The 22,493-nt window shown below is 72.4% G+C and carries 21 protein-coding genes and 1 tRNA gene; 16 read left to right on the forward strand and 6 right to left on the reverse strand.

Features of this window, described 5'->3' with window-relative positions:
- Positions 1-10: 10 nt before the first annotated feature.
- The 7 genes from topA to ID804_RS01725 all read left to right on the forward strand — a co-directional run bounded on the left by topA (position 11) and on the right by ID804_RS01725 (position 8,012).
- A complete protein-coding gene (gene topA, locus ID804_RS01695) occupies positions 11-2,761 on the forward strand; it encodes a type I DNA topoisomerase (RefSeq protein WP_169077227.1) in 2,751 nt (916 codons plus the stop codon).
- A gap of 7 nt (positions 2,762-2,768) precedes the next feature.
- Positions 2,769-3,401 carry a dTMP kinase gene (gene tmk, locus ID804_RS01700; protein ID WP_169077228.1) on the forward strand — a complete coding sequence of 211 codons (633 nt, stop codon included), beginning with the start codon at positions 2,769-2,771 and terminating at the stop codon, positions 3,399-3,401.
- Positions 3,398-4,594: a DNA polymerase III subunit delta' gene (locus ID804_RS01705; protein ID WP_169077229.1), complete on the forward strand. Its 1,197-nt coding sequence runs from the start codon at positions 3,398-3,400 to the stop codon at positions 4,592-4,594. The genes tmk and ID804_RS01705 overlap by 4 nt, the downstream gene beginning before the upstream one ends.
- A complete protein-coding gene (locus ID804_RS01710) occupies positions 4,591-6,171 on the forward strand; it encodes an alpha/beta hydrolase (RefSeq protein ID WP_317451135.1) in 1,581 nt (526 codons plus the stop codon). The genes ID804_RS01705 and ID804_RS01710 overlap by 4 nt, the downstream gene beginning before the upstream one ends.
- 79 nt (positions 6,172-6,250) lie before the next feature.
- Positions 6,251-6,326: transfer RNA gene (locus ID804_RS01715), tRNA-Thr, on the forward strand.
- A 59-nt stretch (positions 6,327-6,385) separates the two neighbouring features.
- The gene (locus ID804_RS01720) at positions 6,386-7,006 is read left to right on the forward strand and encodes a cation transporter (RefSeq protein ID WP_188219135.1); all 621 of its coding nucleotides are present in this window, start codon (positions 6,386-6,388) and stop codon (positions 7,004-7,006) included.
- Positions 6,999-8,012 (forward strand): DMT family transporter, encoded by a 1,014-nt coding sequence (locus tag ID804_RS01725; RefSeq protein WP_169077230.1) that lies wholly within the window; start codon positions 6,999-7,001, stop codon positions 8,010-8,012. Before ID804_RS01720 ends, ID804_RS01725 begins: the two co-directional genes overlap by 8 nt.
- Here ID804_RS01725 and msuE read toward each other — a convergent pair.
- A complete protein-coding gene (gene msuE / locus ID804_RS01730) occupies positions 8,009-8,593 on the reverse strand; it encodes an FMN reductase (RefSeq protein WP_169077231.1) in 585 nt (194 codons plus the stop codon). The two genes, ID804_RS01725 and msuE, sit on opposite strands and share 4 nt — an antisense overlap.
- 161 nt (positions 8,594-8,754) lie before the next feature.
- Between msuE and ID804_RS01735 the strand changes: the two genes are divergently transcribed.
- Entirely contained in the window at positions 8,755-10,164 is a 1,410-nt protein-coding gene (locus ID804_RS01735) for an LLM class flavin-dependent oxidoreductase (RefSeq protein WP_188219136.1), read from the forward strand.
- Between the two features lie 98 nt (positions 10,165-10,262).
- Here the strand turns inward: ID804_RS01735 and msrB are convergent, their stop codons facing one another.
- Positions 10,263-10,700, reverse strand: coding sequence for a peptide-methionine (R)-S-oxide reductase MsrB (gene msrB, locus ID804_RS01740; protein ID WP_169077233.1), 438 nt, complete (start codon positions 10,698-10,700; stop codon positions 10,263-10,265).
- Between the two features lie 105 nt (positions 10,701-10,805).
- Here msrB and ID804_RS01745 point away from each other — a divergent pair, with 105 nt between their 5' ends.
- The 6 genes from ID804_RS01745 to groL all read left to right on the forward strand — a co-directional run bounded on the left by ID804_RS01745 (position 10,806) and on the right by groL (position 15,913).
- A complete protein-coding gene (locus ID804_RS01745) occupies positions 10,806-11,771 on the forward strand; it encodes a DUF2332 family protein (RefSeq protein WP_169077234.1) in 966 nt (321 codons plus the stop codon).
- Positions 11,772-11,827: 56 nt separating this feature from the next.
- Positions 11,828-12,088 carry a DUF3263 domain-containing protein gene (locus tag ID804_RS01750; protein ID WP_169077235.1) on the forward strand — a complete coding sequence of 87 codons (261 nt, stop codon included), beginning with the start codon at positions 11,828-11,830 and terminating at the stop codon, positions 12,086-12,088.
- A 52-nt stretch (positions 12,089-12,140) separates the two neighbouring features.
- Complete coding sequence (locus ID804_RS01755) at positions 12,141-12,692, forward strand: LytR C-terminal domain-containing protein (protein WP_169077236.1); 552 nt, start codon at positions 12,141-12,143, stop codon at positions 12,690-12,692.
- Between the two features lie 133 nt (positions 12,693-12,825).
- Positions 12,826-13,029, forward strand: coding sequence for a cold-shock protein (locus tag ID804_RS01760; RefSeq protein ID WP_169077237.1), 204 nt, complete (start codon positions 12,826-12,828; stop codon positions 13,027-13,029).
- A gap of 58 nt (positions 13,030-13,087) precedes the next feature.
- Complete coding sequence (locus ID804_RS01765) at positions 13,088-14,134, forward strand: DUF3048 domain-containing protein (RefSeq protein ID WP_169077238.1); 1,047 nt, start codon at positions 13,088-13,090, stop codon at positions 14,132-14,134.
- A 150-nt stretch (positions 14,135-14,284) separates the two neighbouring features.
- Entirely contained in the window at positions 14,285-15,913 is a 1,629-nt protein-coding gene (groL, locus tag ID804_RS01770) for a chaperonin GroEL (RefSeq protein WP_169077239.1), read from the forward strand.
- A gap of 189 nt (positions 15,914-16,102) precedes the next feature.
- Here the strand turns inward: groL and ID804_RS01775 are convergent, their stop codons facing one another.
- Genes ID804_RS01775 through ID804_RS01785 form a run of 3 tightly spaced genes read right to left on the reverse strand, consistent with a single transcriptional unit; the run spans position 16,103 to position 18,885 of the window.
- Positions 16,103-16,393, reverse strand: coding sequence for a WXG100 family type VII secretion target (locus tag ID804_RS01775; protein WP_169077240.1), 291 nt, complete (start codon positions 16,391-16,393; stop codon positions 16,103-16,105).
- Between the two features lie 53 nt (positions 16,394-16,446).
- Entirely contained in the window at positions 16,447-18,168 is a 1,722-nt protein-coding gene (locus ID804_RS01780) for a sensor histidine kinase (RefSeq protein ID WP_169077241.1), read from the reverse strand.
- Between the two features lie 24 nt (positions 18,169-18,192).
- Positions 18,193-18,885 carry a response regulator transcription factor gene (locus tag ID804_RS01785; RefSeq protein WP_169077242.1) on the reverse strand — a complete coding sequence of 231 codons (693 nt, stop codon included), beginning with the start codon at positions 18,883-18,885 and terminating at the stop codon, positions 18,193-18,195.
- Positions 18,886-19,022: 137 nt separating this feature from the next.
- Between ID804_RS01785 and ID804_RS01790 the strand changes: the two genes are divergently transcribed.
- Together ID804_RS01790 and galE are read left to right on the forward strand one after the other, a co-directional pair.
- A complete protein-coding gene (locus ID804_RS01790; RefSeq protein WP_169077243.1) occupies positions 19,023-19,736 on the forward strand; it encodes an alpha/beta fold hydrolase in 714 nt (237 codons plus the stop codon).
- Positions 19,737-19,746: 10 nt separating this feature from the next.
- The gene (gene galE / locus ID804_RS01795; protein ID WP_169077244.1) at positions 19,747-20,748 is read left to right on the forward strand and encodes a UDP-glucose 4-epimerase GalE; all 1,002 of its coding nucleotides are present in this window, start codon (positions 19,747-19,749) and stop codon (positions 20,746-20,748) included.
- A gap of 31 nt (positions 20,749-20,779) precedes the next feature.
- On the opposite strand, the gene ID804_RS01800 is transcribed toward galE, so the two are convergent.
- Positions 20,780-22,432: a DNA repair helicase XPB gene (locus ID804_RS01800; RefSeq protein WP_169077245.1), complete on the reverse strand. Its 1,653-nt coding sequence runs from the start codon at positions 22,430-22,432 to the stop codon at positions 20,780-20,782.
- Positions 22,433-22,493: the final 61 nt, after the last annotated feature.

Genomic DNA, 22,493 nt, shown 5'->3' on the forward strand with positions numbered 1-22,493 from the left:
GAGGAGTACCGTGCCGAGCACGAAGAAGCTGGTCATCGTCGAGTCGCCCGCCAAGGCGAAGACGATCGGCAAGTACCTGGGCGAGGGCTACGAGGTGCAGGCCTCGGTCGGGCACGTGCGCGACCTCATCGAGCCGAAGAACCTGCCGGCCGAGCTGAAGAAGGGGCCGCTGGGCAAGTTCTCCATCGACGTGGACAACGGCTTCGAGCCCTACTACGTGGTCTCCGACGAGAAGAAGCGCGTCATCGCCGACCTCAAGCGGGCGCTCAAGCAGGCCGACGAGCTCTACCTCGCGACCGATGAGGACCGCGAGGGAGAGGCCATCGCCTGGCACCTGCTGCAGGTGCTCAAGCCGAGCGTGCCCGTCAAGCGCATGGTCTTCCACGAGATCACCCCGGAGGCAATCGCCCGGGCGACCGAGGCGACGCGCGAGCTCGACACGGCACTCGTCGACGCGCAGGAGACCCGCCGCATCCTCGACCGCCTCTACGGCTACGAGGTGAGCCCCGTGCTGTGGCGCAAGGTCGGCCCCGGCCTGAGCGCCGGCCGCGTGCAATCGGCAGCGACTCGACTCGTGGTTGACCGCGAGCGCGAGCGGCTCGCGTTCGTGTCGGCCCAGTACTGGGATCTCGACACCACCCTCCTGCCCGCCGACGGCGGCGCGGCCTTCGGTGCGCGCCTCACCCGTCTGGACGGTCGGAAGGTCGCGAGCGGTCGCGACTTCGATGACCGCGGCGCGCTCAAGGCGGCCGACACGATCGCGCTCGATGAGGCCGCGGCGACGGCGCTCGCCGAGGCGCTCCGCGCGCCCGGGCTGGCGGTGACGGTCACGAAGGTCGAGTCGAAGCCCTACACGCGCCGCCCCGCCGCGCCGTTCACGACCTCGACCCTGCAGCAGGAGGCCGCGCGCAAGCTGCGCTTCACCGCCCGGCAGACGATGTCGGTGGCGCAGTCGCTCTACGAGAACGGCTACATCACCTACATGCGCACCGACTCCTCGTCGCTGTCGCAGCAGGCGATCAGCGCCGCCCGCGCGCAGGCCGCCGCGCTGTACGGCGCCGACACGGTGCCCGAGAAGCCCCGCACCTACGCGAGCAAGTCGAAGAACGCGCAGGAGGCCCACGAGGCGATCCGCCCCGCCGGCGACACCTTCCGCACGCCGAGCGCCCTCGAGGGAACGCTGCGCGGCAACGACTGGAAGCTCTACGACCTGATCTGGAAGCGGACGATCGCGAGCCAGATGGCGGATGCCCGGGGCCAGACCGCCTCGGTCACGCTCCAGTCGGCCCCGCTCGCCGCCCCCGCCCAGCCGGGCGTCGTCGCTGAGTTCGCGGCGAGCGGCACGGTCATCACTTTCCGCGGCTTCCTCGCCGCCTACGAGGAGGGCCGCGACGAGGAGCGCGAGGCAGACTCCAGCGCCGACGCCACGGAGTCGAAGCTGCCCCCGCTCAGCGAGGGGCAGTCGCTCGGCGTGGAGGAGGTCGAGGCGAAGGGCCACGAGACGAGCCCGCCGCCGCGCTACACCGAGGCCAGCCTCGTGAAGGCGCTCGAGGAGCGCGGCATCGGCCGCCCGTCGACCTACGCGGCGATCATCTCCACGATCGTCGACCGCGGCTACGTCACCCCGCGCGGCACCGCGCTCGTGCCGAACTGGATCGCCTTCAGCGTCGTGCGGCTGCTGGAGGAGCACTTCGGCGACCTCGTCGAGTACGACTTCACCGCCGAGATGGAGTCGGATCTCGACCGCATCGCCGGCGGCGAGGCGGACCGCACCGAGTGGCTCAGGAGCTTCTACTTCGGCGACGACCACCAGCCGGGCCTGCGCCCCGTCGTCGACAACCTCGGCGACATCGACGCCCGTGCGCTCAATTCCATGCCGATCACCGACGACATCACCCTGCGCATCGGCAAGTACGGCCCCTACCTGGAGGTCGTCGAGCCGGGCGCGGAGACCCCGCGGCGGGTGAACCTGCCCGCCGAGCTCGCGCCCGACGAGCTGACCCCGGCGAAGGCCCGCGAGCTCGTCGACGCTCCCGTCACGGGCGATCGCGAACTCGGCGTGAACCCCGCGACGGGCAAGCTCGTCGTCGCGAAGGACGGCCGCTTCGGCCCTTACGTCACCGAGGTCGAGCCGGAGCCCGAGCCGGAGGTCGCCGCCGACCCCGCCACGGGCGAAGTGGCCGAGCCGGGCGCGAAGAAGGCGCCGGCGAAGAAGAAGGCGGCGGCCGAGAAGCCGCGCACGGCATCCCTGTTCAAGAGCATGGACCCGGCGACGATCGACCTCGAGACGGCGCTGAAGCTGCTCGACCTGCCGCGCGTCGTCGGCGACGACCCGGAGTCGGGCGAGCCCATCACCGCGCAGAACGGGCGCTACGGCCCGTACCTGAAGAAGGGCACCGACACGCGCTCGCTCGACGGGGAGGACCAGATCTTCGAGATCGACCTCGCCGGGGCCCTGGCGAAGTTCGCCGAGCCCAAGTACGGCGCCCGCCGTGCCTCCAGTGCGCTCAAGGAGTTCGACGCCGACCCCGTCAGCGGCAAGCCGATCAAGGTGAAGGACGGCCGCTTCGGGCCGTACGTGACCGACGGCGAGACGAACGCGACGATCCCGCGCGGGGAGGACGTCGAGGCGGTCGACTTCGAGCGCGCCGTGCAGCTGCTCGCCGACAAGCGCGCCAAGGGCCCGGCGAAGAAGCCCGCGAAGCGCACCGCCGCGAAGAAGGCTCCCGCGAAGCGCTCGACGGCCGCGAAGAAGAAGTAGCCGCAGCGTGACCGGCCTCTTTCTCACGCTCGAGGGCGGCGACGGCTCCGGCAAGTCGACCCAGTCGGCGCTGCTGACCGAGTGGCTCGTCGCCCGCGGCGAGACGGTCGTGCACGCGCGTGAGCCCGGCGGCACCGAGCTCGGCCTCGAGCTGCGCGAGATCATCCTGCACCGCCGTGGGTACATGGCACCTCGCGCCGAGGCCCTGCTCTACGCCGCCGATCGCGCGCACAACATCGCCACTGTCGTGCGGCCCGCCCTCGCCCGCGGCGAGGTCGTCATCCAGGATCGCTACCTCGACTCCTCCGTCGCGTACCAGGGCGCGGGGCGCGTGCTGTCGATGGCCGAGGTGCGCGAGCTGTCGCTCTGGGCGACCGAGGGGCTGCTGCCGCACCTGACGGTGCTGCTCGACCTCGACCCCGCGCTCGGGCGCGAGCGGCTCGACGCGAGCCGCACCCGCTACGACCGGCTCGAGGCGGAGGCCGCGGTCTTCCACGAGCGGGTGCGCGCGGCCTACCTGGAGCTCGCGGCCGCCGAGCCGGAGCGCTTCCTCGTGCTCGACGCGGCCCTGCCGGTCGACGAGCTGCAGCAGCGCATCCGCGACCGGGTGTCGGCGCTCATCGCTACGCTGACCGCATGACCGGCTGGAGCGACCTCACCGGGCAGGAGGCCGCGATCGCCCTGCTGCGCGAGGCCGCCTCCGATCCGGCGGCGATGACGCACGGCTGGCTCGTGACGGGCCCGCCCGGGTCGGGCCGCTCGAACCTCGCCTTCGCGTTCGCCGCCGAGCTGCTCACGCCTCCGGCGTCGGCGGATGCGCCCGGCGGTGACCCGACCACGGGTGCCGGCGCGACCGCCCGCGACGCCGTCGCCGCGCAGGTCGCGGCGCGCACCCACCCCGACCTGGCGGTGCTCGCGACCGACCGCGTCGTCATCACGATCGACGAGGTGCGCCAGCTCGTCGCGCAGAGCCAGTACTCGCCGAGCGTCGCGCCGTATCGCGTCATCATCGTGGAGGATGCGGATCGCATGAGCGAGCGCACCTCGAACGTGCTGCTCAAGGCGCTCGAGGAGCCCCCGCCGCGCACGGTGTGGATCCTGTGCGCGCCGAGCGCCGCCGACCTCATCCCGACCATCCGCTCGCGCGTGCGCGCGGTGCGCCTGCGGGTGCCGAGCGTGACCGAGGTCGCCGACCTGCTCACGCGGCGCGACGGCGTCGAGCCGACTCTCGCCGAGCAGGCCGCTCGCGAGGCGCAGAGCCACATCGGCATGGCGCACCGGCTCGCGACCGACGCCGAGGCGCGCGAGCGACGCCGCCGCACCCTCGAGCTCGCCCTCGGGGTGCAGAGCGTGAGCGGCGCCGTGCTCGCCGCCGAGCAGCTCGTCGCCCTCGCGACCGACGACGCGAAGGCGTTCACCGCCGAGCGCGAGGCGCTCGAGCGCGAGGCGGCGCTGCGCTCGCTCGGCATCGAGCCGGGCGGCACCGTGCCGCCCGCCCTGCGCGGCAGCCTCAAGGCCCTCGAGGAGGACCAGAAGCGGCGCGCCACCCGATCGGTGCGCGACGGCGTGGATCGCGTGCTCGTCGACCTGCTCTCGCTGCACCGCGACGTGCTGCTGCTGCAGCTCGGCGCTGACCTCGAGCTCGTCAACGAGTCGATGCGCGCTCGCCTCGAGGAGGCGGCGCGTCGCGGCTCGGCCGAGCAGTCGCTCGCCGCCCTCGACGCCATCGCGCAGGCTCGCCGCCGCGTCGAGGGCAACACGCCCCCGCTGCTGGCGATCGAGGCGATGCTCATCACGGCCAGCGGTCGCGCGGCGTTAGGCTCGCCCGCGTGACCGCGCCCGCCTCCACGCTCTCTCCCGCGAGCCGTCCGGCCGCCCGCCTCCGCCGTGCCGCCACCGCGATGGTGCTCATCGGGGTGCTCGCGCTCTCCGGCTGCGTGCCCGCGTGGCTCGCCGACCTCACGGGGCAGGATCGCTCCACGCCGACGAGCGAGGAGGTCGACGCCGCGCTCGAGCCGTACTACCGGCAGGTGCTGGTCTGGAACGACTGCGGCGGCGGCGCGCAGTGCGCCACGGCGATCGCTCCGCTGGACTGGGAGCAGCCGGGCGAGGGCGATGACGTCGAGCTCGCGCTCGTGCGGTACCGGGCGACCGAGCAGAAGCAGGGCTCCCTGTTCGTGAACCCTGGCGGCCCGGGCGCCTCGGGCTTCGACTTCGTGCGCGACAGCATCGACTTCGCCGTGAGCGAGCGACTGCGCGAGGGCTTCGACGTGATCGGGTGGGATCCGCGCGGCGTCGGCCGGTCATCCGCCGTCACCTGCTACACCGACCCGGCCGACATGGACGAGTTCATCTACGGCGTGCCCGAGGCCGAGTACGGCTCGCCCGCGTGGGTCGACGAGCTCACCGCGAGCGCCGAGCGCTTCGTCGACGCGTGCGTCGAGAACAGCGGGCCTCTGCTCGAGCACGTCGACACCGACTCGACGGTGCGCGACCTCGACATGCTGCGCGCCGTCGTCGGCGACGAGGCGCTGCACTACTTCGGCTACTCCTACGGCACCGAGATCGGCGCCCGCTACGCCGACCGCTTCCCCGAGCGCGTGGGCCGACTCGTGCTCGACGGCGCGACCGACCCGACGACGACCCAGTTCGAGGTCGTGCTCGCGCAGTCGATCGGCTTCGAGGCCGCGCTCACGACCTACCTCACCGAGTGCACGGCCGCTGCGACCTGCCCTTTCCCGGCCGACGTCGAGGCGGCGCTCGCGCTCGTCGAGCAGCTCTACCAGCGGCTCGCCGACGAGCCGATCCCCGCGGAGGACGGCCGCCTGTTCAGCGACAGCGTGCTCGACATCGCGATCGCGACGGCGCTCTACGACGAGGGGTCGTGGGAGTTCCTGAGTCAGATGTTCACCGAGCTGCGCTCGGGCGTCGTCGAGACCGGGTTCCTGCTCGCCGACTTCTACTACGGCCGCGAGAACGGCGAGTACGTCGACAACTCGCTCGAGGCCTTCATCGCCATCAACTGCCTCGACTATCCGGTCGAGCGCGACCCGCAGACGATCATCGAGCAGAACGAGCAGATCGCCGAGGCGGCGCCCGTCACGAGCGAGCCGAGCCCGCTCGGCGACGTGGTCTGCCAGAGCTGGCCCCACGAGTTCGAGGGAGAGCTCGCGCCCGTGCGCGGCGAGGGGGCGGCGCCCATCCTCGTCATCGGCACGACCGGCGACCCGGCGACCCCGTACGTGTGGGCCGAGGCGCTCGCCGATCAGCTCGAGAGCGGCGTGCTGCTGACCTACGACGGCGAGGGGCACATCGCCTACGACGAGGGCGACCCGTGCATCAACGACCTCGTCGACGACTACCTGCTGACGGGTGCGGTGCCCGCCGCCGACCCGGTCTGCGCCGGCTGATCGAGGGCCGCCCACGGTGACATCGCGCCCCCGGCGATGGGCTAGACTTCATAGCCGTGTCACGGTGCAAGCCGAGCACGCCGCCTTAGCTCAGTCGGCAGAGCGATTCACTCGTAATGAATAGGTCGTGGGTTCGATTCCCACAGGCGGCCCCACTCCCTCTCCCCGCGCAACGTCGACCGTCGAGGGCCGCGCCCGAGCGCGGAAGGCTCCGATGACGACGATCCCCGCCGCGGCCCTGCGCCGCACCGCGCTGTTCGTCGCCGGGCTCAACCTCGGCTACTTCGCCGTCGAGGCGAGCGTCGCCGTTGCGATCCGCTCCGTGTCGCTGCTGGCTGACAGCGTCGACTTCCTGGAGGACACGGCGGTCAACCTGCTCATCGCCCTCGCGCTCGGCTGGTCGCTCGCCGCGCGCGCTCGCGTCGGCCGACTGCTGGCGCTCGTCATCCTCGTGCCGGCGATCGCGGTCGTCGTGCAGCTCGTGCTGAAGGTCGGCGAGCCGGAGGCACCTGCCGTGCTGCCGCTCGTGCTCACCGCCGCCGGTGCCGCCGCCGTCAATCTGACCGCCGCACTGCTGCTCGCCCGCATCCGCGCCGAGGCGGGCGCGATGGGGCGCGCGGCGTGGCTCGCGGCGCGCAACGACGTCATCATCAACGTCGCGGTCATCGCGATGGCGCTCGTGACGCTCGCCGTCGGCACGGGCTGGCCCGACATCGTGCTGGGCGCCCTCGTCATCGCCCTCAACGGCCGGGCGGCCCTCGACGTCTGGCGGCTCGCCGGGGAGGAGAGCCTCGCGGCGCGCGCGCTCGCGGGGGAGGATCTCGACAATGACTGACGGCAGCACGCGGCACCCGCACCTGCTCACCGCGGGCGCGATCGGGGCGACGATCGTCGCCGGCGTCGGCGTGGCCTCGCAGCACCGCGTCAACGGCGAGCTCGGGCAGGTGCTCGACGACGGCTTCACCGCAGCCCTGCTGTCGTTCACCATCGGGCTCGTGCTCGTCGTGGCGACGGCCCTCGCGCTGCCGAGCGGGCGCTTGGGCCTGCGCCGCGTGCCGCAGCAGCTGCGCACCGGCGAGCTGCGCTGGTGGATGCTCCTCGGCGGGCTCGGCGGAGCCGTGCTGGTGCTCGGCCAGGGCCTCGTGGCGGGCATCCTCGGGGTCGCCGTCTACACCGTGGCGACCGTCACGGGCCAGACCATCATGGGACTCGTGCTCGACGCGATCGGGTTCGCGGGCGCACCGCGCAAGCCCGTGACGATCGCCCGCGTCGTCGGAGCGTCGCTGACCGTCGCGGCGGTGGTCGTCGCGGTCGCGCCGGAGCTGGGTGGGAGCATCCCGGTGCTCGCCCTGCTGCTGCCGCTCGTGGCGGGCCTCGGCATCGGCACGCAGCAGGCCCTCAACGGTCGCGTGCGCACCGCGACCCGCTCGGCCGCCGCGGCGACGACGGTGAACTTCGTCGTCGGCACGAGCGCGCTTGCCGTCGCGACGGCCGTGCACCTGCTCCTCGTGGGGCTGCCCGAGCAGCTGCCGTCGAACCCGGCCCTCTACCTCGGCGGGCTGCTCGGCGCGGCCTTCATCGCGATCCAGGTCGTGACGGTCGCCCGCATCGGCGTGCTGCTGCTGGGGCTGTGCCTCGTCGCCGGGCAGCTGCTCGGCGCGCTCGTGTTCGACCTCGTGATCCCGATCGGCGTGCCGACGACGGGGTGGACGGCGCTCGCCGTGGGCCTCACCCTCGGCGGCGTCGCGATCGCCGCGCAGCCGTGGCGCGCCCGCGCGGCCCTGCGCGCGGCGCGTTCCGCGAGCGCCAGCCCCGGCAGCTCCGGCCGCGCCCCCGACTAGAAGAACGCCGACCGCACCTCTGGCGCGACGCGCGCCACGACGGGCAGGGCCCTCGCGACGGCGGTCTCGATGCGCTGCTGCAGCTCGTCGCTCGTGATGCGGTAGTCGGTGAAGTCGGCGTCGGAGGCGTAGACGCCGTTCGGCAGGGTCAGCGACTGGAAGAACGAGAACAGCGGCCGCAGCTGGTGCTCGATCATGAGCCCATGCCGCTCGCTGCCGCCCGTCGCGGCGAGGAGCACGGGCGTGCCGACGAGCGCGTACTGCTCGACGAAGTCGAACAAGTGCTTGAACAGACCGGTGTAGGAGGCGCGGTAGACGGGGCTCGCGACCACCAGCAGATCGGCCGACTCGATGCGCTCCAGCTCGAGCTGCACCGACGCCGGCAGCGCGTCGCGACGCACCGTGCCGGCCAGGCCCGGCCCGATGCGGTCGACCTCGACGAGGTGCGTGGCGACGTCGGCGCGGTCGCGCGCGACGACATCGAGGATGCTGCTGACGAGCGCGGTGGTCTTCGAGGGGGCGTGCGTGCTGCCCGAGACTCCGACGACGGAGAGCGGACGGTCGAGGGTGGCGGCTGGCATGCCCAGCACGGTAGGTCGGGCGCGGATGCCCGGCCAGGCCCGTCGTCATGCGAGGTCGCCCGGCGTCACACGGCGTAGCCGCGCGTCATGATGTGACGCGCCGTGACCGAGCGTGACGGCCGCCGTCGCGGGGAGCGCGCGCCGCCGCGACGATGGCTCGCATGTCAGCACAGAACGATCCCTCGACGACGGCGCGCCGCATCCGCTTCAACGCCTTCGACATGAACTGCGTCGCGCATCAGTCGTCCGGCCTGTGGCGCCACCCCCACGATCAGTCGCACCGCTACAAGGAGCTCGGCTACTGGACGGAGCTCGCCCAGCTGCTCGAGCGCGGCACCTTCGACGGCATCTTCATCGCCGACGTGCTCGGCACCTACGACGTCTACGGCGGCTCGAACGAGGCGGCGATCCGGCACGGCGCGCAGGTGCCGGTGAACGACCCCATCCTGCTCGTCTCGGCGATGGCGGCCGCGACCGAGCACCTCGGCTTCGGCATCACCGCTGGCACCGCCTACGAGCACCCGTACCCCTTTGCGCGGCGCATCACGACGCTCGACCACCTCACCAACGGCCGCGTCGGCTGGAACGTCGTCACCGGCTACCTGCCGAGCGCCGCCCGCAACATGGGTCACGACGACCAGCTCGAGCACGACGACCGCTACGACCACGCCGACGAGTACCTCGAGGTGCTCTACAAGCTGTGGGAGGGCTCGTGGGAGGACGACGCCGTCGTGCGCGACCGCGAGGCGGGCGTCTACACCGACCCGAGCAAAGTGCACGAGATCGGCCACTCGGGCCGCCACTTCACGGTGCCGGGCATCCACATCTCGGAGCCCAGCCCGCAGCGCACCCCCGTCATCTACCAGGCGGGCGCGAGCCCTCGCGGCATCGCGTTCGCGGCCGGCAACGCCGAGGCGATCTTCGTGGCCGCACCGACGAAGGAGGTGCTGCGCGGCACGGTGCAGCGCATCCGCGACGCGCTCGAGGCGGCCGGCCGCGACCGGTACGCCGCGCGCATCTACACGCTGCTGACGATCATCACCGACTCGACCCCCGAGAAGGCGCAGGCGAAGTACGCCGACTACCTGCAGTACGCGAACCCCGAGGGCGCGCTCGTGTTCATGTCGGGCTGGATGGGCATCGACCTCTCGCAGTACGCCCTGGACGAGCCGGTGGGCAATGTGCGCAGCAACGCGATCCAGTCCGTCGTGTCGAACTTCGCCGCCGCCGCCGAGCACGGTCAGCAGTTCACGGTCGGCGACATCGGGCGCCACGGCGCGATCGGCGGCCTCGGCCCGCTCATCGTCGGCTCGGGCGAGCAGATCGCCGACCAGCTGCAGGAGTGGGTCGCCGAGACCGACGTCGACGGCTTCAACCTCGCCTACGCGATCACGCCGGGCACATTCGCCGACATCGTCGAGCACGTGATCCCGGTGCTGCGCGAGCGCGGCGTGTACCCCGAGGCCTACGAGCAGGGCACGCTGCGGCAGAAGCTGCACGGGCGCGGCGACCGACTGCCGCCGGAGCACCGCGGCGCCGGCTACCGCGTCGAGGCGCGGCTGACCGTCTGATCCGTCTCCCGCTGTCGTGAGCGGGGGATGCGAAGGGCCCCGGCGGTGATTCCGCCGGGGCCCTTCGTCCTAGTCGTCGAGCGCTCGCTCGCGGCGACTCAGCTCTCGTCGGCCGCCTCGAAGTTCAGCGCGAGCGAGTTCATGCAGTAGCGGTCGCCGGTGGGCGTGCCGAAGCCGTCGGGGAACACGTGGCCGAGGTGCGAGCCGCAGTTCGCGCAGCGCACCTCGGTGCGCACCATGCCGAGCGAGGTGTCTTCGAGCAACTCGACCGCCTCGGGGCGCACCGACTCGTAGAAGCTCGGCCAGCCGCAGCCCGAGTCGAACTTCGTGCCGGCCTGGAACAGCTCGGCCCCGCACGCGCCGCACGTGTAGATGCCGGCGCGGCTCTCGTCGAGCAGCTCGCCCGTCCAGGCGCGCTCGGTGCCGGCCTGGCGCAGCACCTGGTAGCGCTCCTCCCCGAGCTCCTCGAGCCATTCCTGCTCGGTCTTCTCGACGGCGTACTTGCCGGTCTGCTGGTCGGTCTGCTGGTCGGTCATGCGACCCTCCTCACTCGCCTCGTGGGGCGATACGTCCTCTCCATTCAACACGACGCACGCCGGGGTTCTTCCCCGCGGACCCGGGCTCTCTGCCAGGATGCGAGCGTGAGCACCGCCGAGAGGTACCGCCGGTTCGCGCGCGAGGCGGCGGGGCGCTCGCCGATCTACGCCGCCTGGTCGCAGGCGATCGCCGACGACGACGAGCTCATCGCCCTCATCGACACCCTGCCGGTCGCCGACCGCCAGCCCGTGCTCGTGCTCACCGCCGCGCGGTTCACCGGCCTGAGCCCGCGCGGCGACGTGCGCACGTGGCTCGAGGGGGAGTGGGACGCGGTGGCGGCCGTCGCGCGCTCCCGCGCGACCCAGACGAACGACCCGCGCCGCACCGGCCCGCTGCTCGCCGCGCTGCAGCACGTCGTGGGCCCGATCGCGCTGCTCGAGGTCGGCGCCTCGGCGGGGCTCGGGCTGCTCGTCGACCGCTACAGCCACGTCTTCGCAGGGCCGCAGGGCGAGGCGCGCCTCGACCCGGTCGAGGGGCCCGCCGAGCTCCTCCTGCGCTGCGAGCTCGGCGACGGCGTGCCGCTGCCCCGGCGGATGCCCGACATCGTCTGGCGCGCCGGTCTCGACCGCAGCCCCCTGCGCCTCGATCGCGCCGATGACGAGCGCTGGCTGCGCACGCTCATCTGGCCCGAGGAGCGGGCGCGGGCCGCGCAGCTCGACGCGGCGATCGGCATCGCGCGCGAGCATCCGCCGCACCTCGTCGCGGGCGATGCGGTCGAGGGCGTCGCGGCCCTCGCCGCGCACGCTCCTGCCGAGGCGACGCTCGTCGTGTGGAGCCCCGCCGTGCTCGTCTACCTGCCGCCCGCCGAGCGTGAGCGCTTCGCTGCGGCGGTGTCGGCGCTGCCGGGGGTCTGGCTCTCGCTCGACGGCCGCCGCGTGCTGCGCGCGGTGGGCGAGCGGGCGGACGCGGCGCTGCCCGGCGACGACGACGACTTCCTGCTCAGCCGCGACGGGCATCCCCTCGCCGTCGTCAGCCCCCACGGCGACCGCATCGAGCGCTGGGTCGGCTGAGGCCGCGCCCGCGCGTCAGGCCGGGCGGTGCGCGCAACCGCGCCTACCATGCGGTCATGGCCCTCGACGCGACCGACCTCGAGCGGGTGCTCGAGTTCGAGCGCCGCTGGTGGGGCAGCGCGACGGGCCGCAAGGAGGCCAGGATCCGGCGCGAGTTCGACTGGAGCCCCGCCCGGTACTATCAGGTGCTGAACGCGCTCCTCGACGAGGAGGCCGCCCTCCGCTACGACCCGGTGCTCGTCGGTCGCCTGCGCGAGGTGCGCACCGCCCGCGCCGAGCTGCGCCGCACGCGCCGACCCGGCGCCGGCGCCGCCTGAGGCGCCCCGCCCGCTCCGCTTCGCCCATCCCGCCCCGGAGGCACCCGACCGCATGTCCGAGTTCCCGAGCGATCGCTTCGACGCGGTGCCCGCCGAGCTGGGGCGCGTCGGCGCGCACCGCGCACCGGCGCCGCGCGGTCGGGGCTGGCGCGTGCTCGCCTGGTGCGCCCTCGCGACGGGCGTGCTCGTCGGCGTAGGACTACTGGCCCTGTCGGCGATCGAGAACGGGCTCGACCTCGGCACGCCGCCGCCGGTGGCCGAGAGCCCGTCGGCGTCGCCGACGCCCGAGGTCACGCCCGTGACCGACCCGACGACGGTGCAGCTGCCGGAGGGCTTCACGATCACGGTGCTCAACGGCGCCAGCGTCGCGGGTCTCGGTCAGCAGAGCGCCGACGTGCTGACGGCGGCGGGCTGGCCGGTGGGTGCGGTGACGAACGCCGCGGCCGACGACATCGAGGTGACGACCGTCTACTACTCGAACCCCGCCGACGAGGGCATCGCGCTCGGCATGGTCGAGCTGCTCGGTCTCGGCGAGATCGAGCTCTCGGACGCCTTCCCTGGTGCTCCTGTGACGATCGTGGTCGGAGCCGACGCCGCGGGGTGAGTCGTCGGCCGACGGGCTCTGTTACGAGCGTGAGTCGGCGCCGTAACGATTCCGGCACGCGCGGTCGTAACCTCTGGTGCGCGGCCCGGACGCCGGGCTAGCATCGCGCTCGCCAGCACAGCGAGGAGTCACCATGGCAACCGGCACCGTCAAATGGTTCAACGCCGAGAAGGGCTTCGGCTTCATCACGCTCGAGGGGGGCGGCAACGACGTCTTCGTGCACTACTCCTCGATCGACATGCCCGGCTTCAAGGTGCTCGAAGAGGGTCAGGAGGTGACCTTCGAGGTCGGCGAGGGCACCAAGGGCCCGCAGGCCGAGAGCGTGCGCCCCGCCTGATCGCGGCACGCCCCGACGCCACCCCGAGCGGACGCTCGTGCCGGGTTATCGTTCGACCATGATCCGCCCGCGCTCCCGCCGATTCGCCGCCGCCCTCGCCCTGGGGGCGGCCGTCGCGATCGTGGCCGGATGCACGGCCGAGCCCTCGCCCGTGGCGACCTCGGCGGCTCCCGAGCCCGAGCCGCCCTTCACGCCGACCTACGAGGAGCCGGCGCCCTTCGACCTCGCGCCGCTCACCGGCGAGCCCGTCGAGGTCGGCGCGCTGGGCATCCCCTCGCTTGCCGCGAAGATCGACAACCACCCGGCAGCTCGGCCGCAGATCGGGCTCGATCGCACTGACATCGTGTTCGAGGAGCTCGTCGAGGGCGGCCTCACGCGGTACGTCGCCGTCTGGCACTCGGACGTTCCCGCGGAGATCGGGCCGATCCGCTCCATCCGCCCGATGGACCCGGACATCATCTCGCCGCTCGGCGGCATCGTCGCCTACTCCGGCGGGCAGCAGCGCTTCGTCGACATGATGCGCGCGACGGAGGTGTACAACGCCATCCACGGCCAGAGCGACACGAACTCGGTCATGTACCGCGGCAGCAACGCGCCCGCCCCGCACAACGTCATCGTCAAGGCGCCCGAGCTCATCGGCATGCACGGCGGTCTCGCGAAGCCGCAGCAGCTCTTCCCCTACGCGGCGAGCGCGGCGCAGGCGACCGCTGCGGTCGAGGGGAGTCCCGTCGCCGGGGCCTCGATGGTCTTCGGCTCGCTCGCCTCGCCCTCCTGGGCGTGGGACGCCGCGTCGGGAACGTGGCTGCGGTCGATGACCGGCGGAGCGCCGGACATGGCGGCGAGCGGGGCGCGACTGTCGGCCGTGAACCTCGTGATCCTGCGCGTGCCCGTGGGGACCATCCAGCAGATCCCGACGACGAAGATGATCGGCTCGGGGGAGGCCTGGGTGCTGACGGGCGGGAAGGCGCTGCAGGGCACGTGGAGCAAGGCCGATCCGACGGCCCCGATCCGTATCGTGACCGCCGACGGGCTCCCCATCCGGCTGGCGCCGGGCAACACGTGGGTCGAGCTCGTGCCGAACGCCGGCTCGGTGTCGATCGGCTGATCCTCCCGCGACGGTCGCGCCGGGCATCCGGCCGCCCCTCGTCGGCTTGCACTCGCTCTGCGAGAGTGCCAGAATCGCTGTTAGCACTCCGGTTCTGCGAGTGCCAGAAGCTACCGTACGTACTGCGTCCGGGAGGGACGAAAGACACACATGGCTAAGATCATCGCTTTCAACGAGGAGGCCCGTCGCGGCCTCGAGCGCGGCCTCAACACGCTGGCTGACGCCGTCAAGGTCACGCTCGGCCCCCGTGGTCGCAACGTCGTGCTCGAGAAGAAGTGGGGCGCCCCCACGATCACCAACGACGGCGTCTCGATCGCGAAGGAGATCGAGCTCGACGACCCGTACGAGAAGATCGGCGCCGAGCTGGTCAAGGAGGTCGCCAAGAAGACCGACGACGTCGCCGGTGACGGCACGACCACCTCGGTCGTCCTCGCCCAGGCGCTCGTGCGCGAGGGCCTGCGCAACGTCGCGGCCGGTGCCGACCCGATCAGCCTCAAGCGCGGCATCGAGAAGGCCGTCGCCGCCGTCTCGGAGCAGCTGCTCGCGAGCGCCAAGGAGGTCGAGACCAAGGACGAGATCGCCGCGACCGCGAGCATCTCGGCCGCCGACCCGGAGATCGGCGCTCTCATCGCCGAGGCCATCGACAAGGTCGGCAAGGAGGGCGTCGTCACCGTCGAGGAGTCGAACACCTTCGGCACCGAGCTCGAGCTCACCGAGGGCATGCGCTTCGACAAGGGCTACCTGTCGGCGTACTTCGTCACCGACCCGGAGCGCCAGGAGGCGGTCTTCGAAGACCCGTACATCCTCATCGTCAACGGGAAGATCTCGGCCATCAAGGATCTGCTGCCCGTCGTCGACAAGGTGATCCAGAGCGGCAAGCAGCTGCTCATCATCGCGGAGGACGTCGAGGGCGAGGCCCTCGCGACGCTCGTCGTCAACAAGATCCGCGGCATCTTCAAGTCGGTCGCCGTCAAGGCCCCCGGCTTCGGCGACCGCCGCAAGGCCATGCTGCAGGACATCGCCATCCTCACCGGCGGCCAGGTCATCAGCGAGGAGGTCGGCCTCAAGCTCGAGAACGCGACCCTCGACCTGCTCGGCCGCGCCCGCAAGGTCGTCATCACGAAGGACGAGACCACGATCGTCGAGGGCGCCGGTGACGCCGACGCGATCGCCGGTCGCGTGAAGCAGATCCGCGCCGAGATCGAGAACACCGACTCGGACTACGACCGCGAGAAGCTGCAGGAGCGCCTCGCCAAGCTCGCCGGCGGCGTCGCCGTCATCAAGGCGGGTGCCGCGACCGAGGTCGAGCTCAAGGAGCGCAAGCACCGCATCGAGGACGCGGTGCGCAACGCGAAGGCCGCCGTCGAGGAGGGCATCGTCGCCGGTGGTGGCGTCGCCCTCATCCAGGCCGGCAAGCTCGCCTTCGACTCGGAGGCCCTCACCGGCCTGACCGGTGACGAGGCCACCGGCGCCAACATCGTCAAGGTCGCCATCGACGCCCCGCTCAAGCAGATCGCGCTCAACGCCGGTCTCGAGCCCGGTGTCGTCGTCGACAAGGTGCGTCACCTCGAGGTCGGCCACGGTCTCAACGCGGCCACCGGCGAGTACGTCGACATGCTCGGCGCTGGCATCGCCGACCCGGTCAAGGTGACCCGCTCGGCGCTGCTCAACGCCGCGTCGATCGCCGGCCTCTTCCTCACGACCGAGGCCGTCGTCGCCGACAAGCCCGAGAAGGCCGCGCCCGCGATGGCCGACCCCTCGGGTGGCATGGACTTCTAGTCCGAGCCCTCTCACGAGACACGAGAACGGGGCGGTTCCCTTCGGGGAGCCGCCCCGTTCCGCACTCGCGGGGCGCGTCGTCGGGTCGCGCGCCCGCGAGCTCGAGGTGCAGCGGCGGCGCTGCGGGGCGATGGCCGCGCTGCGCGGTGCCGCGCCGCGACGATCGCGCTGCGCGGTGCCGCCCCGCGGCTACCGCGAGAACAGCCGCGCGTTGGCCTGCTCGATCTCGGCGTAGTGCTGCCCCGCGCTGCCGAGCGCCTCGGTGAGCGCTGCGAGGGTCTGCTCGATGCGCTGCTGGGTCGCCGTCCACTCGCCGACGAGCCCCTGGAACGCCGTCGACGCCGATCCCTGCCACGAGCCCTGCAGGGCGCCGAGCTGGCCGCTGAGCGACGCCACCTCGGCCTGCAGTCGCCCGATCGAGGCGCGGGCGGCGCTCGTGGCGCTGATGATGGCGTCGCTGTCGACCTGGAACCTGGTCATGGGTGCCTCCTGCACTGGATGCGCCGGGGCCTGCCCCCGACGTCGCGAGCAGGTTAGGAGGCGGATGCCGCCGAGCCGCCACTCGCGGCCGGCGCGGAGGAGGGCGCCGTGCGCGCGCCGCTGGGGAGGAGCGGCAGCGACACCTGGAACGTCGCCCCGCCGCCGGGGGTGTCGAGGACGTCGACGCGCCCGCCGTGCTGCGCGACGATCGAGGCGACGATCGCGAGGCCGAGCCCCGAGCCGCCGGTGTCGCGCGTGCGCGAGCTGTCGGCGCGGAAGAACCGCTGGAAGATCTTCTCCTTGAGCGCCGCCGGGATGCCCTCGCCGTGGTCGACGACCGAGATCGTGCCCATGCCGCGTGCCCGGTCGACGCCGACGACGAGCTCGATGGGCGAGCCGGCGGGCGTGAAGCGCATGGCGTTGCCGACGAGGTTGGTGACGACCTGCCGGATCTTGTCCTCGTCGCCGAGCACGACGGCCTCGGCGGCGGGCAGCTCGGGCACCGCGAGCTCGAGCACGGGCTCGGCCGCGGGAGCGGCCGCGCGGCCCCGCCGCCCGCGCAGGCGGGCGATCGCGGCGATGGCGGCGGTGCTCAGCGACGACGTGGTGGGCGGCTCGGCGGCGACGGGCGGCTCGGGCGCGGCATCCGGCGAAGGGTCGACGGATGCCGTGGCGTCGTCGACCGCGACCGTCACCTCGCGGTCGGGGGCGCCCGCCATCGCGTCGAGGGCCGCGTCGCGCGCGAGCGGGACGAGGTCGACGGGGCCGGCTTCGAGCGGCTTGGACTCGTCGAGGCGGGCGAGGGCGAGCAGGTCGGAGACGAGCGCGCCCATGCGGATCGCCTCCTTCTCGATGCGCTCCATGGCCTGGGCGACGTCCTCCGGCTTCTGGATGGCGCCCATGCGGTAGAGCTCGGCGTAGCCGCGCAGCGACACGAGCGGCGTGCGCAGCTCGTGGCTCGCGTCGCCGACGAAGCGGCGCATCTGGTCGATCGTGGCGGCGCGGTCGGCGAAGGCGCGGTCGATGCGCGAGAGCATCGTGTTGAGCGAGCGGCTGAGGCGGCCGACCTCGGTGTTGGGGGTCGCGCCGCCGAGGCGCTGGCTGAAGTCGCCGCCGGCGAACCGCGCGGCGGTGGCCTCGACGTCGCGCAGCGGCCGCAGCGTCGAGGTCACGAGCAGGCGCGTGAGGGCGGCGCTGACGATGATCGCGACGAGGCCGAAGCCGAGGAAGATCGAGGCGAACGAGCCGATGACGCTGTTCGATTCGGCGAGGTTCGCGCCGATGACGAGCGTGGCCCGCATCGTCTCGTCGCCGGCCTCGTCGCGCAGGGTCAGCGAGAAGGGCGCGAGCCGCCACTGCGCGGTGCGGTCGATGCTCGCGACCGTGATGCCCTCGCCGTAGCGGCCCTCGACGCGCGCGAGTGTGAGGCTGCCGACGTCGGGCGCCTGGTCGGCCTGCGAGGGGTCGACGTTGTCGACGAGCGTGTCGCCGTCGAGGTCGACGGCGCCGAAGTAGAAGGGGCTCGAGAACACCGAGCCGGTGAGGTCGTCGAAGTCGTCGAAGTCGTCGATCGACAGCGGGTCGGGCGCCTGCGGCAGCTCGCTCGCGGCGGCGCGCAACTGCCGGTCGACCTCGCCGACGAGCGTCTGCTGCAGCACCGACAGAGTGCCCATGCCGACGACGATGAGGCCGACGGTGACGATGAGCACCGTCACCCCGGTGATCTTGGATCGGAGGGAGACGCCCTCCCACCACTGGCTCAGCTGCTCATGCATCGCGCACGAGAGCGCCCGCGGGCACTAGGCCTTCGCGGCCTTCAGCATGTAGCCGAAGCCGCGCTTGGTCTGGATGAGCGGCTCATCGGTGTGCTGGTCGAGCTTGCGGCGCAGGTACGAGATGTAGCTCTCGACGATGCCGGCGTCGCCGTTGAAGTCGTACTCCCACACGTGGTCGAGGATCTGCGCCTTCGACAGCACCCGGTTGGGGTTGAGCATGAGGTAGCGCAGCAGCTTGAACTCGGTGGGGCTGAGCTCGATGACGGCGTCGCCGACGGTGACCTCGTGCGTGTCCTGGTCCATGGTGAGCTCGCCGGCGCGGATGATCGCGTCGTCCTCCTCCTGCATGGTGCGGCGCAGGATCGCCTTGATGCGGGCGACGATCTCGTCGAGGCTGAACGGCTTGGTGACGTAGTCGTCGCCGCCGACGGTGAGACCCATGATCTTGTCGTCGGTGTCGTCCTTGGCGGTGAGGAAGAGGATGGGGCTCGTGTAGCCGCTCGACCGCAGGCGCTTGGTGACGCCGAAGCCGTTGATGTCGGGCAGCATGACGTCGAGGATGATGAGGTCGGGCTCCTCCTCGAGCACGGCCGAGATCGCCTGTGCTCCGTTGCCGACCGCGCGCACCATGAAGCCCGCGAAGCGCAGCGAGGTGGTGAGGAGGTCGCGGATGTTCGGTTCGTCGTCAACGATGAGGATCTTGGGTCCGTCAGCCATGCGCCCAGTCTCTGCGCGTTCGTTGTATGTTTCCTGAACGCCGCGCCGACGATCATCGAATGGATGCCCGACGCCGGTCGGCGCGCGCTGTGAGTCGCCCCTGGCCGAGCGTCGGTGCTCGGCTCTAGGTTCGGCGCATGGACATCGTGCTCATCCCCGGCTTCTGGCTCGACGGCGCCTCCTGGAGCCCCGTCACCCCGCCCCTCGCCGCCGCGGGCCACCGTGTGCACCCGCTCACGTTGCCCGGCAAGGAGGCCGACGCGGCCCCGCACGCCGGCATCGGCCTGCAGACCCACATCGACGCCGTCGTCGCCGAGCTCGACCAGCTCGCCGGCGAGGGCGCGGCGCCCGTCGTGCTCGTGGGCCACTCCGGCGGCGCGGCGATCGCCTGGGGCGCGGCGGATGCCCGGCCCGACCTCGTCGCCCGCCTCGTGTTCGTCGACGCCTTCCCGATGGGCGAGGGCAGCGTCGTCAACGACGAGCTGCCCGTCGAGGGCGACTCGTTGCCGCTGCCCGACTGGGAGGTCTTCGAGGAGGCCGACCTGCGCGACCTCGACGACGAGGCGCGCGAGCGCTTCCGCGCGATCGCGGTCGCCGAGCCCGCGGGGGTCGCGCGCGACCCGCTGCGGCTGGCGGACGAGGCCCGGTACAGCATCCCCGTCACGATCATCGCGTGCGAGTTCCCGGCCACCGACCTCGAGGGCGCGATCGAGCGCGGTGCGCCGTGGGCGGATGAGCTCGCTCGGCTCGAGTCGCTCGAGGTCGTCGAGCTGCCGACCGGGCACTGGCCGCAGCTGACGCGGCCGGTCGACCTCGGCGAGCGCATCCTCGCCGTCGTCGGCCCCGCCTAGACTCGCCAAGGTGACCGTCCTCATCACCGGCGGCGCCGGGTTCATCGGCAGCACCGTCGCGACCGCCTGCCGGGAGGCGGGGCTCGCGACCGTCGTGCTCGACGACCTCTCGACGGGAGCGCGAGCGTTCACGAGCGGCGGGGCCTTCTACGAGGGGGACGCCGCCGACGGTGCGCTCATCGACCGCATCGTCGCCGAGCATCCCGACATCGACGTCGTCATCCACTGCGCGGCGAAGATCGTCGTGCCGGAGTCGGTCGAGCAGCCGCTCGACTACTACGAGAACAACGTCGGCAAGGGCATCGACCTGCTCGGGCACCTGCGACGTCACGGCATCGAGCGCGTCGTGTTCTCGTCGTCGGCCTCGATCTACCGCGCGAGCGACGACTTCACGGTCGACGAGCGCTCGCCGATCGAGCCGCTGAGCCCGTACGCCGCGACGAAGGCCATGTTCGAGGCGATCCTGCGCGACGCCGCGCTCGCCGGCCAGGTGCGCGCGATCAGCCTTCGGTACTTCAACCCCATCGGCGCCGACCCGCAGCTGCGCACGGGACTGCAGCTCGCCGAGCCGTCGCACGCGCTCGGCCGCCTCATCCGTCTGCACGCCGAGGGTGCGCCCTTCACGATCACGGGCGTCGACTGGCCGACGCGCGACGGCACCGGCATCCGCGACTACATCCACGTGTGGGATCTCGCGCGCGCCCACGTCGCCGCCGTGCGCCGGTTCGACGCCGTCACCGCGAGCGAGGGGCCGGCCGCCGTCATCAACCTCGGCACGGGCGAGGGCGTCACGGTGCGTGAGCTCGTCGCGGCCTTCGAGCGCGTCGTCGGCGAGCCCGTCGCGACCGTCGACCTGCCGCCGCGCCCCGGCGACAGCGCGGGCGTCTACACGCGGAGCGAGCGGGCGCGCGAGCTGCTCGACTGGGAGGCGGAGCTCGACCTCGAGCGGGGCATCCGCGACGCGCTCGCCTGGCGGGAGCGACTGCTGGCCGGCGCGCTCTCGCCGCGCTGACCCGCGGTCGTCGCGGACGGCCCGAGAGCCCCTACGCGGCAGCGGCGCCGATCGAGGTCGCGTCCATGATCGTGTAGCTGTAGCCCTGCTCGGCGAGGAACCGCTGACGGTTCTGCGCGAAATCCTGGTCGACGGTGTCGCGCGCGACGAGCGTGTAGAAGTGGGCGGGCAGGCCGCTCTCCTTCGGCCGCAGCAGGCGGCCGAGGCGCTGCGCCTCCTCCTGCCGCGAGCCGAACGAGCCGGAGACCTGGATCGCGACGGTCGCCTCGGGCAGGTCGACCGAGAAGTTGGCGACCTTCGACACCACGAGCACCGGCGTCTCGCCGACCCGGAACTCCTGGAACAGCCGCTCGCGCTCGTCGACGGGCGTCGAGCCGGTCAGCTGCGGCACCCCGAGCGCCTCGCTGAGCTCGTCGATCTGGTCGAGGTACTGCCCGATGATGAGGATGCGCTCGCCCTCGTGCTGGGCGACGAGCTGCTTCACGACCTCGAGCTTCGCCGGGGCCGTCGCGGCGAGCCGGTAGCGCTGGTCGTCGGCGCTCGCCGCGTACTCGAGCCGCTCGCTCGCGGGCAGGTCGACGCGCACCTCGTAGCAGGAGGCGGGGGAGATGTAGCCCTGCGCCTCGATCTCCTTCCACGGCGCGTCGAAGCGCTTCGGGCCGATGAGGCTGAACACGTCGCCCTCGCGGCCGTCCTCCCGCACGAGCGTCGCCGTGAGACCCAGGCGGCGGCGCGCCTGCAGCTCGGCGGTGAGCTTGAACACCGGCGCGGGCAGCAGGTGCACCTCGTCGTAGACGATGAGACCCCAGTCGAGGGCGTCGAGCAGGGCGAGGTGGGCGTAGTCGCCCTTCCGCTTCGCGGTGAGGATCTGGTACGTCGCGATCGTGACCGGCTTGACCTCCTTCACCTGCCCCGAGTACTCGCCGATCTCGTCGGCGGTGAGCGAGGTACGCCGCAGCAGCTCGTCGCGCCACTGCCGGGCCGAGACGGTGTTCGTCACGAGGATGAGCGTCGTCGTGTCGGCCGCCGCCATCGCCGCCGCGCCGACGAGCGTCTTGCCGGCGCCGCACGGCAGCACGACGACGCCGGAGCCGCCCTCGAAGAAGTGGTCGACCGCGGTCTGCTGGTAGGGCCGCAGGCTCCACCCGTCCTCATGCAGGTCGATCTCGTGCGGGGTGCCGGGCGTGTAGCCGGCGAGATCCTCCGCCGGCCAGCCGATCTTCACGAGCTCCTGCTTGACCTGGCCGCGGGCCCAGGCGGCGAGCTCGAAGGCCGCGTGATCGATGCGCCGCGTGAGCAGCGGGGCCACCTTCTTGTTGTGGGCGATCTCGGTCAGTACCGCGGCATCCGTCGACCGCAGCACGAGATTGCCCTCGTCGTCGCGCACGATGATCAGCCGGCCGTAGCGGCCCACCGTCTCGGTGATGTCGAGCGACACCGACTGCGGCACGGGGAACTTCGCGTACTTCTCGAGCACCGCGAGCATCTCGGCGGCCTCGTGGCCGGCGGCGCGGGCGTTCCACAGGCCGAGCCGGGTGATGCGGTAGGTGTGCACGTGCTCGGGGGCGCGCTCGAGCTCGGCGAAGACGGCGAGCGCGTGGCGGGCCTCCTCGGCGAGCGGGTTCGCGACCTCCAGCAGCACGGTGCGGTCGCTCTGCACGATGAGCGGGCCCTCGGGATTCATAACGGGCCAGTCTAGGTGCGCCGCCTGAGAGGCCCCGACCGCGGATGCCCGCCGCGCGCCG

It is taken from the genome of Microcella alkalica (assembly GCF_014595885.1).
GTDB lineage: Bacteria > Actinomycetota > Actinomycetes > Actinomycetales > Microbacteriaceae > Microcella > Microcella alkaliphila_B.